The 14,297-nt window shown below is 33.1% G+C and carries 13 protein-coding genes and 1 pseudogene; 3 read left to right on the plus strand and 11 right to left on the minus strand.

What is annotated here, in order from left to right:
• Positions 1-69: 69 nt before the first annotated feature.
• From tssD to JJC05_RS18810, 5 genes and pseudogenes are all read right to left on the minus strand, one after another.
• Positions 70-456, minus strand: a complete 387-nt coding sequence (tssD, locus tag JJC05_RS08265) for a type VI secretion system tube protein TssD (protein WP_105195153.1) — start codon at positions 454-456, stop codon at positions 70-72.
• A gap of 1,610 nt (positions 457-2,066) precedes the next feature.
• Complete coding sequence (locus tag JJC05_RS08270; RefSeq protein ID WP_235877192.1) at positions 2,067-3,704, minus strand: S41 family peptidase; 1,638 nt, start codon at positions 3,702-3,704, stop codon at positions 2,067-2,069.
• A gap of 115 nt (positions 3,705-3,819) precedes the next feature.
• On the minus strand, positions 3,820-4,569 hold the full coding sequence (gene mtgA, locus JJC05_RS08275; RefSeq protein WP_105195152.1) for a monofunctional biosynthetic peptidoglycan transglycosylase: 750 nt from the start codon (positions 4,567-4,569) through the stop codon (positions 3,820-3,822).
• The gene (locus JJC05_RS08280) at positions 4,570-5,682 is read right to left on the minus strand and encodes an NAD(P)/FAD-dependent oxidoreductase (protein WP_105195151.1); all 1,113 of its coding nucleotides are present in this window, start codon (positions 5,680-5,682) and stop codon (positions 4,570-4,572) included.
• A pseudogene (locus tag JJC05_RS18810) lies at positions 5,673-6,823 on the minus strand (ATP-binding protein). Before JJC05_RS18810 ends, JJC05_RS08280 begins: the two are co-directional and overlap by 10 nt.
• A 95-nt stretch (positions 6,824-6,918) precedes the next feature.
• Here JJC05_RS18810 and JJC05_RS08290 point away from each other — a divergent pair.
• The 3 genes from JJC05_RS08290 to aat all read left to right on the plus strand — a co-directional run bounded on the left by JJC05_RS08290 (position 6,919) and on the right by aat (position 8,957).
• Positions 6,919-7,791 (plus strand): flavin reductase family protein, encoded by an 873-nt coding sequence (locus tag JJC05_RS08290; protein ID WP_088392384.1) that lies wholly within the window; start codon positions 6,919-6,921, stop codon positions 7,789-7,791.
• 15 nt (positions 7,792-7,806) lie between these two features.
• On the plus strand, positions 7,807-8,196 hold the full coding sequence (locus JJC05_RS08295; RefSeq protein WP_088392386.1) for a DUF3127 domain-containing protein: 390 nt from the start codon (positions 7,807-7,809) through the stop codon (positions 8,194-8,196).
• 122 nt (positions 8,197-8,318) lie between these two features.
• Positions 8,319-8,957 (plus strand): leucyl/phenylalanyl-tRNA--protein transferase, encoded by a 639-nt coding sequence (gene aat, locus JJC05_RS08300; protein WP_235877193.1) that lies wholly within the window; start codon positions 8,319-8,321, stop codon positions 8,955-8,957.
• Positions 8,958-9,003: 46 nt separating this feature from the next.
• Here aat and JJC05_RS08305 read toward each other — a convergent pair whose 3' ends face one another.
• From JJC05_RS08305 to thiH, 6 genes are all read right to left on the minus strand, one after another.
• Complete coding sequence (locus JJC05_RS08305; protein WP_235877194.1) at positions 9,004-9,687, minus strand: TIGR00266 family protein; 684 nt, start codon at positions 9,685-9,687, stop codon at positions 9,004-9,006.
• A 5-nt stretch (positions 9,688-9,692) separates the two neighbouring features.
• Positions 9,693-10,271, minus strand: a complete 579-nt coding sequence (locus JJC05_RS08310) for a TIGR00266 family protein (RefSeq protein ID WP_258928244.1) — start codon at positions 10,269-10,271, stop codon at positions 9,693-9,695.
• 148 nt (positions 10,272-10,419) lie between these two features.
• Positions 10,420-11,082, minus strand: a complete 663-nt coding sequence (locus tag JJC05_RS08315) for a TIGR00266 family protein (RefSeq protein ID WP_105195146.1) — start codon at positions 11,080-11,082, stop codon at positions 10,420-10,422.
• Positions 11,083-11,085: 3 nt separating this feature from the next.
• Complete coding sequence (locus JJC05_RS08320; RefSeq protein WP_235877196.1) at positions 11,086-12,207, minus strand: M48 family metallopeptidase; 1,122 nt, start codon at positions 12,205-12,207, stop codon at positions 11,086-11,088.
• A 60-nt stretch (positions 12,208-12,267) separates the two neighbouring features.
• The gene (locus JJC05_RS08325; protein ID WP_235878849.1) at positions 12,268-12,978 is read right to left on the minus strand and encodes a HesA/MoeB/ThiF family protein; all 711 of its coding nucleotides are present in this window, start codon (positions 12,976-12,978) and stop codon (positions 12,268-12,270) included.
• Between the two features lie 201 nt (positions 12,979-13,179).
• On the minus strand, positions 13,180-14,295 hold the full coding sequence (gene thiH, locus JJC05_RS08330; protein ID WP_088392400.1) for a 2-iminoacetate synthase ThiH: 1,116 nt from the start codon (positions 14,293-14,295) through the stop codon (positions 13,180-13,182).
• Positions 14,296-14,297: the final 2 nt, after the last annotated feature.

A 14,297-nucleotide genomic window follows, 5' to 3' on the forward strand; every position in this document is an offset into this window, starting at 1 on the left:
TGGAATAGAAGAGAGGACTAACAAAGTAAAAAAATGATTATAGTCTTTATGACACCCTTTTTTAATATATTAAACCCATTCGTTTTCGTAAGCGCCTGATCCTAATTCAATTTTTCTAGCTGAAATAGTAAAGGTTTCGGTTAATGGGTTTACACCAGTTGAGTCGAAGTTTTCTCTGAATTTTACAACATAAGCTTCTGAGAATTTTAATTCTTTTAAAACAGCATCGCTATCTCTTTTTAAGAATTTTACACTTCCGTCTTTTCTTTCAAAAGAGTTGGTCATCCATTCAAAGAACGAAGTGTCTGCTGTTCCTTCAATGGTTAATTCGATTTTGCCTCCTCTGGTAACAGTAGAAGGTCTGCCTGTTGCGTCTGTTTCTTGAAATAATCCGTAATTTACGTTTAATACGTTGTACTCTTTTCCTGCTACTGATAGTTTAGTTTTAAATGACATGTTATAAAAGTTTAAAGATTACAAAAGATATTGTATGTCTTAAATAGACATAGGAAATACTACAAAAGATGATTTTGAGAATAAGCGCTAGTTTGTATAAAACTATTGCGAAAAGATTATTTTGTGCTTGAAGTATCATTCATATATTTATTTTTAACAATAAAAACCACTTATGGAAACATATATGACTCAAATTTAACAAAATTTATTTAAAAAAACAAAATTATTTATATTTAATTTTAGATGTTGATTTGTTTTGTTTGAAGTAAAAATGCAGGATTTTTCATGAATTTACATTGTTTACTAGGTATTAAAAAAGAGAATGTTTTATTTTTAAAACATTCTTTATTGGTTTTTAGAAAAAATTACAAGTTGTTAGAGCTAATGAAAATTGAGAAAGTATGCTTTTATATTTGGCAAAAGGACTTGAACTTAATATCTTCTAAAGTCCTTTTTTGTCTTTCATCTCGCGCATGAAATCTAATGCGGAATCTGCGTTAAACTCAAATTAGGTCTTAGAAATTTTTTAAAAAACATATTTTATTGATTATTAGTGCTATATAAAACAAGAACTAGAATTAGCAAAAATAGCGCAACGATTTTCACACAAATCTAAAGTGGAGAGGTAATAGGCAAGAGCCAATAGGCAATAGGCAATAGGCAATAGACAATAGTGAAGAGTGAAGAGTGAAGAGTGACAAACAGAATGGTGATTTATTTACTATAAAAAATTATTCGGCGCTCTTGTCATCCTATGTTTGTATAGGTAAGTTCTTTGAATATTTATAAATTTATTTCAACAGAAGAAAGAGAAAGATAAAAGCTAAATTTTGTCATGGGTCAAAAGACTGTTCGCGATGCTAGTTCCTTTCTCTCTCTGCTTTTGAACTTGGACAGTTCATCCCGACCCAAGGAGGGATCACATAAAGTAAACAACATAACACGCTCAAAAGAGGCAAGAGTGGAGAGCCAAAAGCCAATAGGTAATAGGCAAGAGCCAATAGTGAAGAGTGAAGAGTGACAAACAGAATGGTGATTTATTTACTATAAAAAATTGTTCGGCGCTCTTGTCATTCTATGTTTGTATAGGTAAGTTCTTTGAATATTTATAAATTTATTTCAACAGAAGAAAGAGAAAGATAAAAGCTAAATTTTGTCATGGGTCAAAAGACTGTTCGCGATGCTAGTTCCTTTCTCTCTCTGCTTTTGAACTTGGACAGTTCATCCCGACCCAAGGAGGTATCACATAAAGTAAACAACATAACACGCTCAAAAGAGGCAAGAGTGGAGAGGCAAAAGGCAATAGGCAAGAGCCAATAGGCAATAGTGAAGAGTGACAAACAGAATGGTGATTTATTTACTATAAAAAATTGTTCGGCGCTCTTGTCATTTATAAAATAGGATCGAAATCACATACGCTAAATAACGTGAGTTCTATATAAAAAACATTGATTTTTAGTATATTCCATAGAATCTTTGTGCTTCCGTTAGTGCTTTCTTTGTGTTTTTCGTCGTATAGCTATTACACAAAGAATTGCACAAAGTTCCTCAAATAAATACGAAATAACTGTTTATTAGCATGTTAAAAGTTTTATTAAGTCGAACTCACGTTATTTTACTAAAATTTTTTTATACTCTGCTGTATTGTTCAACAGATCCGTTGCTGTTTTTATAATACTATTGTTTTTTGCGTAATATTGATAAAGTCCTTCTTTGTATTGATATCGTTTAATAAGCTCGTCTTTTAATAAATTTATAATTTCAACTTTATTTTTATCTAACGCTACCTCATCTGCTTTTTGCAAAGCTTGTTGTAAAGCTTCGTATTCTGATTTAATTTGCACATCCATTTTTTTCTTTTTAGCTTGTTCTAATACGGCTTTGAGTGCTCGATCTGTGTTTGTATCAAAAGAAAATTTTTGTGTTTTTAAGTAATTTTTAAAATGGATAAAATCAGTATCTCCTAAATTAGGAATTGTATTGCCTAAATTGGGGTTTTTATAATAATATTGATTGGCATAACTAAATATAGCATCTGCTCTTAGCAAGGCATCGGCTATAGTACTTGTTTTACTTTCTTCTAATTCAATATCAGGCAGGATGCCACCACCGTCATATACTGTTCTGCCTTTTCGTGTTTTAAAAGCATTATAATTTTTTGCATCTGTCCGTATGGCTTTACCATTCGCGTCTTTTTTTGAATAGTCTAGCGCTTGTATACAACGCCCTGATGGTGTATAGTACCTAGAAATAGTTACCTTTAATTGTGTTCCGTACGTTAGATCAATAGGGCGCTGTACCAATCCTTTACCAAAACTTCTAGAACCTATTATAACGGCTCTATCTAAATCTTGAAGTGCACCCGAAACGATTTCACTAGCGGAGGCACTTTTGCCATCAACAATTATAGCCAGCGGAATTTCGAGATCTACAGGTTGTTTAGATGTTCTATACACGTTATTGTGTTTTTCTACTTTGGATTTTGTCGTTACAATTATTTCACCGGCAGGGACAAATAAATTACATATATTAACCGCTTCGTGTAAAAGACCTCCCGGATTCCCTCTAAGATCTAATATAATTTGGGTTGCTCCTTGATCTTTTAAGTTTTCTAATGCTTCACGTGTTTCGCTGGAAGCTTTTGCATTAAATTGTGACAGTACTATATAACCTGTTTTGGAGTCAGCCATACCATAGTAAGGAACTGCTTTTACATCTATTTCATCTAAAATTAATGAAGTTGTTTTTAATTCGTCATTTCTTTTATAATGTATCGAAATTTTAGTATTCTTACTCCCCTTAAGAAGTTGGGATACATCTTCTTTAAAATCAGCTAAAAGGACATCATTAATTTTGATAATTTCATCGCCTGCCTTTAAACCTGCTTTATCAGCAGGATATCCTTTATAAGGTTCGCGTATATATGTTTTACCTTCTTTTCGAGTTATCATAGCTCCTATGCCTGTATATTCGCCTGTATTGTTTATTTTGAAACGAACTACATCTGCTTCATTAAAATAGACTGTATAAGGATCTAATTCGGCTAACATGCTCTTTATAGATCTATCCATTAATTCGGCTGGATTGGTTTGGTCAACATAGTTCATGTTAACCGTTTTAAATAAAGTTGTAAAGATTTCAATTTGCTTAGCTATTTCAAAAAAATCTTCTTTAAAACTGGCTCCTAGAAATAAAAAACCTCCTGCAATTGCAGGTATAATATATCTTTTTTTTATAAATAGATTCATAGTATACTGTTTACTAAAATACTTTATAAGGGATGAAAAAATTATAGCTTTTTTATAAAACTATAAAATAAACTCTGTAATATAATATTTTTAATTTAAATTTTAAGATTCTGAATTAGTATTCTAAATTTCCTATATGACGCATTACTCGGATGGTTTTATTTTTCCTTTTTTCAACATAGTTAGAAGATCCAACGGCTTTGTATTTTCTTGGACTAGGAAGTATAGCGGCTATTGAAGCGGCTTCGTATTTGGTAAGACTTTTAGAGCTTTTATGGAACCAATATTGACAAGCGGCTTCTGCACCATAAATGCCATTACCCATTTCGATACTATTTAAATAAACTTCCATAATTCGTTTTTTACCCCAAATTAATTCAATTAGAACGGTGTAATAAGCCTCTAATGCTTTACGTAAATAACTACGCCCTTGCCATAAGAAAACATTTTTAGCTGTTTGCTGTGAAATGGTACTTCCTCCTTTTAATTTTTTTCCTTTTAGGTTTCCTTTGAATGCTTTATTCATAGCAGAAAAATCAAATCCATTATGTTGAAGAAAAAGACCGTCTTCACTAGATATTACGGCTTTTTGTAAATTAAGGGATAGATCATCAATGGGTACCCAATCATGTGAAAAGATAACGTCTTTACCAGCTGCTTTATTTTCTATGGCTCGTATGATCATTAAAGGGGTAAAAGGAACGGGAACATATTTAAATAAAAAGACAAATGCTATTGAAACTATATTAAAATACAGGAAACATTTCCATAAAAATAATTTCACCTTCGTCATGAAATGAGATGATTGGTTTTTAGACTTTGTTTTGGTATTTGTTTTGGTATTCGTATTTTTTTTTGTTGTCATTTATATTAAATCTGCTAATTCTTGTCCTATTAAACTTCCTATTGCAACTCCCATGCCTCCCATTCGTACACCACAACAAACATTTGTTGAAAGAAATTGTACGATTGGTTTTTTATGAGTACCTACTCCCATAATACCACTCCAACGATGCGCAATAGCCACTTTTGTTTGCGGCAAAATTACAGTTTTTAATAATTCTTCCAATTTGTTTTGTATTAAACCTGTTGGGTTTAATGAAGTGGTTGTTTCACCTTCAAAATCTAAATTTCGTCCGCCTCCTAATAAAATCCGATTGTCTATATTTCTAAAATAATAATATCCTTTATCTAAATGAAAAGTACCTTGAATTGCTAAATTGTATATAGGTTCTGTTATCAGTACTTGTGCTCTAGCTGGTTTTACCTCATCCTTTGTTAGGTGTCCTGCAAATCCATTGGTAGCAAAGAGTAGTTTTTTGGTTTTGAATGTATAATCAGACAAAATTACTTCTACTGCATTTCCTAGCTCTATATAATTTTTAACCATTTGATTATTTAAGATCAAGATATTGTTTGTGTGCGCTTTTTTTAGTAATGCTTGCATCATATTGCCTGTATCAATTTGGGCTTCAAATGGATTAAAAACAGTATATTCTTTTATATTTTTAAAATCAAAATGATCTGTTTGTTTTTTAAAAACAGTTGTTTTAAATAAGGGATGAAGAAGATCATTTATAAAAGGGAGCTTATCTAAACATTCTTGATAACTAGTATCCTCTTCTGATAAAAATAATTCATAGCCTCCATAGGGTTTTAGATTAATAGTTGCATCTCCGAGGTTTTTACGTAATAATTGCAATCCATTCCAACGTTTTTGAACTAATTGTATTACTTCTTCTTCTGTATGATTTTTTAGATCATCTAAAATTTCTGATAGTGAACCAAAGCAAGCAAATCCTGCATTTTTTGTGCTGGCACCTTCTGGCAACATTCCTTTTTCTACTATAAGAATTTTACTTTTAGGAAATCGTTCACGTAAGCGTAGAGCTGTGTGTAAGCCTACTATACCACTTCCTACTATGGTAAAATCAATTGCTGTAAACCAATTTTTTATTTCCCAATAACTTAAATACATTTTTTATAACTAATTTGAAAGGTCGTTCCTTTATTAATTTCAGAATGCAAAACTCTTATTTTACCTTTATGATATTCTTCTACTATTCGTTTGGTTAAGGATAATCCAAGCCCCCACCCTCTTTTTTTAGTGGTAAAACCGGGTTCGAATATTTTTTTGAATTGACTTCGCGGAATCCCTTTACCTGTATCTGCTATTTTAATTTTGATATACTCCTCTTGTTCTTCAATGATAATATCTATATCTCCTCTGCCGCGCATGGCATCTATAGCATTCTTTACTAAATTTTCTATAGTCCAACTGTGTAACGTAGGGTTTATTTTAGCAAATGATACGGTTTCTGTTGAAAAAAACTGAAATTTTACTTGTCCTTCAAATCGAGACGCTAAGTAGTCGTATACTAATTTGGTTTCTTCTACAATATTTCTATTTTCTAATTTTGGTTCGGAGCCTATTTTGGAAAAACGTTCTGTTATATTTTGAAGTCTAAGAAGGTCTTTTTCAATTTCAGAAACGATATTTTCATCTATTTGATCGGCTTTCATAATTTCTATCCACCCCATTAAAGATGAAAGAGGGGTCCCTATTTGATGCGCTGTTTCTTTAGCCATACCGGCCCAGAGTTTGTTTTGCGTTGAAATCTTATTCGTTCGGTAATAATTATAAACTAAAGCACCAAATAACAAAATAATCGTAATGAGTGCCATAGGGTAATATTTTAGTTGGCTCAATAAAGCGGAATCCATATAATACAAATAACGACGTTTTCCTTTGTCATATTCAATATTAATTTTATTGTTAGCTTGTTTGAATTGTAAAATAAGATTTTTCTTTTTTTAGGATTCTTTAACAAGGATTCATCAAAATTTGTAAAGCTCAATATACTATCTTTTCCGTCTAATAATATGGTCGGAATCGTTTCATTATTAGTTAGTATTTGTAAAGGTAAGTCTACCTCTGTTTCATCTGTTGCATTTTGTAAGGTTTTTTGAGCGGTTGCCCAAAGTTCCATTTTATGGCGTTCTTCTTTTCTAAAAATCTGCATTAAAGTATAAGTATTCCATAAAATGAGACTTATAATTAGAAAGGAAAAACCTACTAACAGCCAACGAATAGAATTGCTTTTATTGGTAAAATTCATATTTATAGTTAAGAGCCTAAATATAATAAAAGTCTATTTCCTTTACTTTATTTTATAGCTTCTTTTCTTATTTTTGTTTAAAAACCAATTTATAAATGAAAAGTTTCATTCCTGCTGAATTATCTACACCACAAGTTCAGTCCTATTTACAAGGTGCTATTGCACCAAGACCTATTGCCTTTGCTAGTACGATAGATGCAAAAGGAAGGCCTAATTTATCACCTTTCAGTTTTTTTAATGTTTTTAGTGCCAATCCGCCTATTTTAGTTTTTTCTCCAGCCAGAAGAGTCAGAGGAAATACGACCAAACATACTTTAGAAAACGCATTAGAAATGAAAGAGGTTGTAATAAATGTCGTGAATTACGATATTGTGCAACAAATGTCACTTGCTAGTACTGAATATGCAGAAGGCGTAAATGAATTTGAAAAAGCAGGTCTTACTGCCCTACCCTCTGACCTTGTCAAACCATTTCGGGTTGCAGAATCTCCTGTACAATTTGAGTGCAAAGTTAACGAGGTAATTGCATTAGGAAAAGAAGGAGGCGCAGGTAATCTTATCATTTGTGAAGTTGTTAAGATTCATATAGAGGAAGCTATTTTAGATGAAAATGGTATAATTGATCAACACAAAATTGATTTAGTAGCTCGTTTGGGTGGAAATTGGTATTCGCGTTCTAATAGAGGTCTTTTTGAAGTACCAAAACCTTTGATCACTTTAGGCATTGGAGTAGATGCTATTCCTAGTTATATAAAAGAGGATGCTTTCTTTACTGGAAATGATTTAGGTATGCTAGGAAATATAGAAGCATTGCCAAAAGAAGAAGAAATCATTATCTTTGCACAGCAAAATAGTTCATTACAAGAAGCTTTAATTACTAAAGACACTTTAAAAATCAAACAGTTAGCAAAAGAATATTTAAAAAATCAAGACATACTTTCTGCATGGAAAGTCTTGTTAGCAAAATAATTAATACACGTTATCATGGAAGTTACAGGAAGAATTAAAATGATTAACCCAACACAAGAGGTTAGTGCATCTTTTAAGAAGAGAGAGTTAGTAGTTACAACGGAGGAGCAATATCCACAACACATCATGATTGAGTTTACTCAAGCAAAAGTAGATGATTTAAATAACTTTCAAGTGGGAGAACAAGTAAAAGTATCCATTAACTTACGTGGTCGTGAGTGGATTAACCCACAAGGAGAAGCTAAATATTTTAATACCATTCAAGGCTGGAGAATTGAAAGAGTACAACCTATGCAAACAGCTCAACCAGCCATGTCTCAACAAATGCCTCCAATGCCTGCTGCACAAGCTTTTGAGCCAGCACCCAGTTTTAATGAAGAAGAACATGATGACTTACCTTTCTAATTTCAGAATGTAATTTTTAGAACTCAGATATAAGAATGTCATTCGGAACGAAGTGAAAAATCTTTATTGATATTCCTCGTTTTGAATGACTTTTTTTATTGACATAAATATTAAATTTGAATATGTATTTTATAACCAAAGAATTATATTTTCCTCCCGTTGAACAAACTTCAAAAGAAGGCGTATTAGCCGTGGGAGGCGATTTGTCACCAGAAAGATTATTATTGGCTTATAAAAATGGTATTTTTCCTTGGTTTGATGATAACGATCCTATTTTGTGGTGGTGCCCTCCCTTACGCATGGTTTTGTTTCCAGATGCGTTTAAGCCTTCTAAAAGTATGCGAAACATAATGAATAAAGGTATCTTTAAGGTGACTTTTAATCAATCTTTTCGAGAGGTAATGATCAATTGCCAACAAATTTATCGTCCGAGTCAGTATGGTACTTGGATTACAGATGAAATGATAGATTCCTATACGCATTTACACGAAATAGGAAAAGCAATGTCAGTAGAGGTTTGGTTGGATGAGCAGTTAGTGGGAGGATTGTATGGTGTTGATATGGATACTGTTTTTTGTGGAGAAAGCATGTTTTCACATGTAAGTAATGCGTCTAAAATAGCTTTTATTGCATTAGTTGCTCATTTGAAGAAAAATAAATATAAACTATTGGATTGCCAAATCTATAATGATCATTTGGCATCATTGGGGTGTCAGGAAATACCAAGAGAGGCTTTTATTGAAATCTTGAAAAGCAAGTGAAAAGAGGTTATCCAAAAGGGTTTAGGACAACCTCTTTTTAAAACTTTTAGTCTTTCTTTTTCTGTGGTCTGAAAGGGAATGTCCAGCTCAAGAACGGATTTATTTTTCTAGTTTGAATCCAGATTCTTCCTTTTCCCTCAAATCTACATACCAATCCTTCACCCGAAAAGAAAAGTGATTTGTAACCACCTACTCTGGTTACATCATACGTTAGCCCTTCGGTAAAGGCTACAATATGACCTGTATCTATTACATAGCCATCTTCCACATCGATAGGAATGATTCCGCCATAGGAATTAAACCAAAGATCGCCATCGCCAGAACATTTGATTAAGAATAAATTTTCGCCTGAAAAGAAACCTTTTATCAAGCCTTGAAATTTTGATTCAACGGTAATATTTTCTGAGGAAGCTAAAAAAGCACTATTCTGAATATAGATCGTTTCGTTGTTTAGATAAATATGCTCTACGTCACCTGGACAAGCAGGTGCTAATTGAATATCTCCTGATCCATTTTTTGCCGTAAATTCATTGATGAATAATGACTCTCCTGTCAAAAATCTTGAAAAACCACCTTTGAGTGTCGTTTTCATTTCAAGATTAGTATCCATAGTGGCCATTGCGCTTGCTTCCACCTTTAATTTTTCTCCAGCAGGTATATTGATGGTTACAAAACCAAAATCTGGTTTGCAATCCATTTTGAATTTGAATCCTTTATTTTGCGTTTCCATAAATATTATCTTGGTTTAAGTTTAGGCCCTAGTATTGCTCCAAATGTTGACGTATTATGAGATTGTACCCATACGGTTCCTTGACCTTTAAATTTACATACCAATCCTTCTCCTCCTAAAATTGAATTTATCCAGCTTTTACCCGCTTTTGTAAGTGTAAAATTTAGGTGTTCTTCAAAAGCTACAATATGCCCTGTATCTACTATATATTCACCATCAATTTGAATAGGGTAAATAGCGCCAAAAGAATTGACAACTACGGTTCCTTGTCCTTTTACTGCTAACCAAAAAAGTCCTTCTTTAGAAATCAAATTTTTGAATCCTTGAAAACTCATATCGATTGTAATGTCTGGTGAACTCGCTACATAAGATCCTCCTTGTACAATGATACCTTCGCCACGAAGTTCTTTGACCATCATATCTCCAGCTAGTGTTGTACTTAAAAAAACGGTGCCGCCTTCATTTCCTGCTTTGTAATGATTTAAGAAAAAGCTTTCGCCAGATAACATTCTTTTAAGACCTTTTAAAAAACCACCTGATTTTTTTTGTTGTGTTGAGGTAGTCATAGTGATACTTGGACTCATAGCAATCATGGATCCTCCTTCGGCAGTAAACTCTTCTCCGGTTTTAGTTTGATTACCGCAGCGGTAGAACTTGGTCTCATTTGTAAATCAACATCTAAAGTCGTCGATTTTCCCAGTATTTCTGTATATTGTGTATCCATACGTTCAATTATAATTGTCTATTAATCCAAGAAACTAAACCAGATATATTTCTTGTTTGGATATATATTTTTCCTTTTCCTTCTACTCTCGTAACAAAGCCTTCACCGCCAAAGAAGCTACTAAAAATACCGCCTGATAATTGGGGTTTAAGTTTCATTCCTGGCTCATAGGCCACAAGATGTCCTGTATCTACGATATATTCGCCATCAATTTCTTTTTCAAGAATTCCGCCATAAGCACCAAAAATTACTCTTCCAGTTCCAGATACTACTAGTTTAAATAAACCTTCGCCACCAATTAATGAACCTAAACCAGCCCATTTTACGCTTAGTTTAACTCCTTTTTCAGAAGCAATATAAGCACCTCTTTGTATGCAGTAACTTTGGGTACCGTCTAATTCTTTAATTTCTATATCTCCTGGTGTCGTTTGAGTTAAATGTAGCGAAAGTGTTTTACTGGTATTATTCCTAAAATGATTAATGAAAAGACTTTCACCTCCTAAGAATTTTCTCATTAATGCTACCAAAAATCCCCCATTGAACTTAGCATCTAAATCTAGTTCTGCCGACATACTAGACATTGCATCTGATTCTGCAATAATGGTTTCTCCCGGTTCGAGTTCGACCATCACATAAGCAAAAGCAGGTTTTCCTTCTGTTTTAATTTTCATCGTTTATTTTATTTTTAAAAGTTTGGCTTTAAAATCATTAAAAGTGTTAGGTAATACGGGATATGGGGTTTTATCTTCTTTTTGTTTTTCTTTTAATTTTTTAATACGGGTTTTTGTATCAGGATGCGTTGATAGGAAAGATAAATCTATATCTTTAACCGCAGTCGAATCTAAAATTGTTTTTTCTTCTTTTTCTAAAGTTTTGAAGAATGATAGTAATCCAGCTGGATTAATTTTAGCATTTACTAGATATTGCCTTCCTGTTTCATCTGCTTCTATTTCAAAATCTCTACTGTTAGACAAGGAGGCTAATTCGCCGCCCATATTGATAAATGTGCCTGCTATGGCACTTACATCGCCAAGAGTAGCTGATAAAATGGCAAATATCCCTAAATTATTGATGATTCCTCGTAGGTGATGACGTCTAGTAACGTGTGAAAGTTCGTGACTAAGTACGCCCATAACTTCTTCCCAAGATTTAGCATTCTCTATCAATCCTGTTTGAATAATTACTTTGCCACCGGGAAGGGCAAATGCGTTTATAGTGGGGTCTTTAACGAAATATAAATCTACTTCATAACCTTCTTTTTCTATTTGGTTAAATAAAGGTTTAGCAACTTTTATAAATTCATTTTTTAAGGTATCATTTTTTATAAAATGATATTGTAATGATAAGGTATTAAATAGTTTATCACCCGCTTTTTGTTCCCAAGAAATAGGGAGTTGACTGGCAATACCTTCTACCATTTTGTCTTTTAAAACATAAAGAGAACCGATGAAGAATCCAATTATAATTAAAGCTATTATTATTCCTCTAAATGGTCCATTTAAAGCGCTTTTTGATTTTTTGATTTCTTGTTTGAATTTATTATTTGATACTAAGATGCTGTCTTTTAAAATGGATTTATCAGCAGTGTAAATAGAAATAGAATTAATACTTGTATCTAAAAAAAAGATAAATCTATTTGCTGCACCTCCCACAGTAATGGAAAGTGAAGTAAAACCAATATGATACTTTATAACACCTGATTCAAAGAAAATCCCATTCGTTTTAATCTGTAAGTTTCCAGACACTCTTCCGCCTGTAACATCTGGATGTATTAATATTGCTTCGTATGTATTCAATTTTTTGTGTTTTTAGCAAAAATAAAAAAAGAATATATAGTATACATTTTTAAAAGATAATTAAAACGCAAACTTTTGAAACTCCCAGTTAAATGTTGAAAAAACAATCAATTCGTTGGTTAACACAGGTAAACCTATAATCATTTTCAACGTTTCTTGTGCCATCATTGTACCTATAATACCGGGTAACGAACTAATTACACCATTTAATGAACAATCAGGAACATCTTCAGGGTTGGGTGAATCTGGAAATAGATCACGTAGTTGTTTGCTTCCGTTATGATTGAATACTGCTAATTGCCCTTCAAACTTAAAAATACTTCCATAAACCAGCGGCTTTCCTAATTGTACACAAATATCGTTTACTAGGTACCGAGTAGTAAAATTATCGCAACCATCTACAATAATATCAAAGTTTTCAAATAGGGAAGGAGCATTTTCAAGGGTTAGTTTTTGGTTGAATACCTGAATCTCTATTAGTGGGTTTAGTTTTTCAAGCGCCATTTTTGCTTGGTTAACCTTTGGTAAATCAATATCTATCTCGGTATATAGGATTTGGCGATGCAAATTATGCAATGCCACCGTATCAAAATCAATTACACCCAGCGTACCTACACCAGCCGAAGTGAGGTATTGCAAAATGGGACATCCTAAGCCACCCGCACCAATCACGAGCACTTTAGCATTTTTGATTTTTAACTGACCTTCTTCCCCTATTTCAGGAACAAGAAGATGTTTAGAATAACGTAAATAATCTGGTATCGTAAGCATAAATAATATTTCGCTCCTTTTTTTTAAATTGGTTACAGGTTTATTTGTTTCAAGTTCAAAGTTCAGCTTTACCCAACTTCCAACTTGCATCTTCCATCTTTTTCACTTCTAAATTCTATTTTTTTGTTACACAGAGGTTCACAAAGTAAAGCACAAAGTTTCACAGAGACCATTTCTAACTTCCATCTTCCAACTTCCAACTCAACTTCTAAATGCTCTATCCCAGTCCTTCCAAACAGGTTGATAACCCTTTGCACTAATCAACTGCGCAATTTCAGCCACAGGTCGTTCATCACTAATTTCAAATTGTTCCAAAGTTTGTGGATCGACAACATAACCTCCTGGATTGGTCTTAGACCCTGCACTCATTGTGGTAACACCAATAGGAATAATATGATTCCGAAAATGTTCATTTTCACGCGTAGAAATTGAGATTTCAAGATCTTCATTCCAAATACGGTACGCACAAATAAGTTGGAGCAGGTCTTTATCCTCCATTATAAAATTAGGTTCGATAATACCTTCAGCTGGTCGGAGGCGAGGAAAAGAAACCGAATATTTACTTTTCCAATAGGTCTTTTGCAAATAATCAATATGTAAGGCATTGAAAAAGCTATCTACGCGCCAATCTTCAAGTCCTAATAAAACTCCTAATCCTATTTTATGAATACCTGCTTTCCCTACACGGTCAGGCGTTTCTAATCTAAAATCGAAGTTGGATTTTTTTCCTTTAGGATGGTATTGTTTATACACTTCTTTATGATAGGTTTCCTGATATACTAATACAGAATACACACCTGCTTGATGCAATTGTTCGTATTCTTCTTGTGAAAGTGGTTGTACTTCAACAGAAATATTCGCAAAATCGTTTTTAATGACTTCAATAGCATTTAGGAAATAACCAATGTGAACGGTATAATTAGCTTCACCCGTTACCAACAAAACGTGATCATAGCCCATAGCTTTTAGTGCTTCTACTTCCTGCCGAATTTCACTATCTGAAAGTGTTTTTCTTTTGATTTTATTGTCAAGGCTAAATCCGCAGTAGGTACAAATATTTTGGCACTCGTTACTCAAATACATAGGTGCATATAGCTGAATGGTTTTACCAAAGCGTTTTTGCGTGAGTTGATGAGCCAGTTGCGCCATAGATTCTAAATACTCTTGGGCTAGGGGAGATAGAAGCACCAGAAAATCCTCGATGCTTCGTTTAGGTTTACGCAAAACGTTTTGTATATCACGATGCGTTACCGAGGCAATTCGGCTAGCAACGGCTTCCCAAGAATAGTTTTCAAATACAGTTTTAAAGGTCATAATTT

This window comes from Flavobacterium davisii (genome assembly GCF_019565505.1).
Lineage (GTDB): Bacteria > Bacteroidota > Bacteroidia > Flavobacteriales > Flavobacteriaceae > Flavobacterium > Flavobacterium davisii.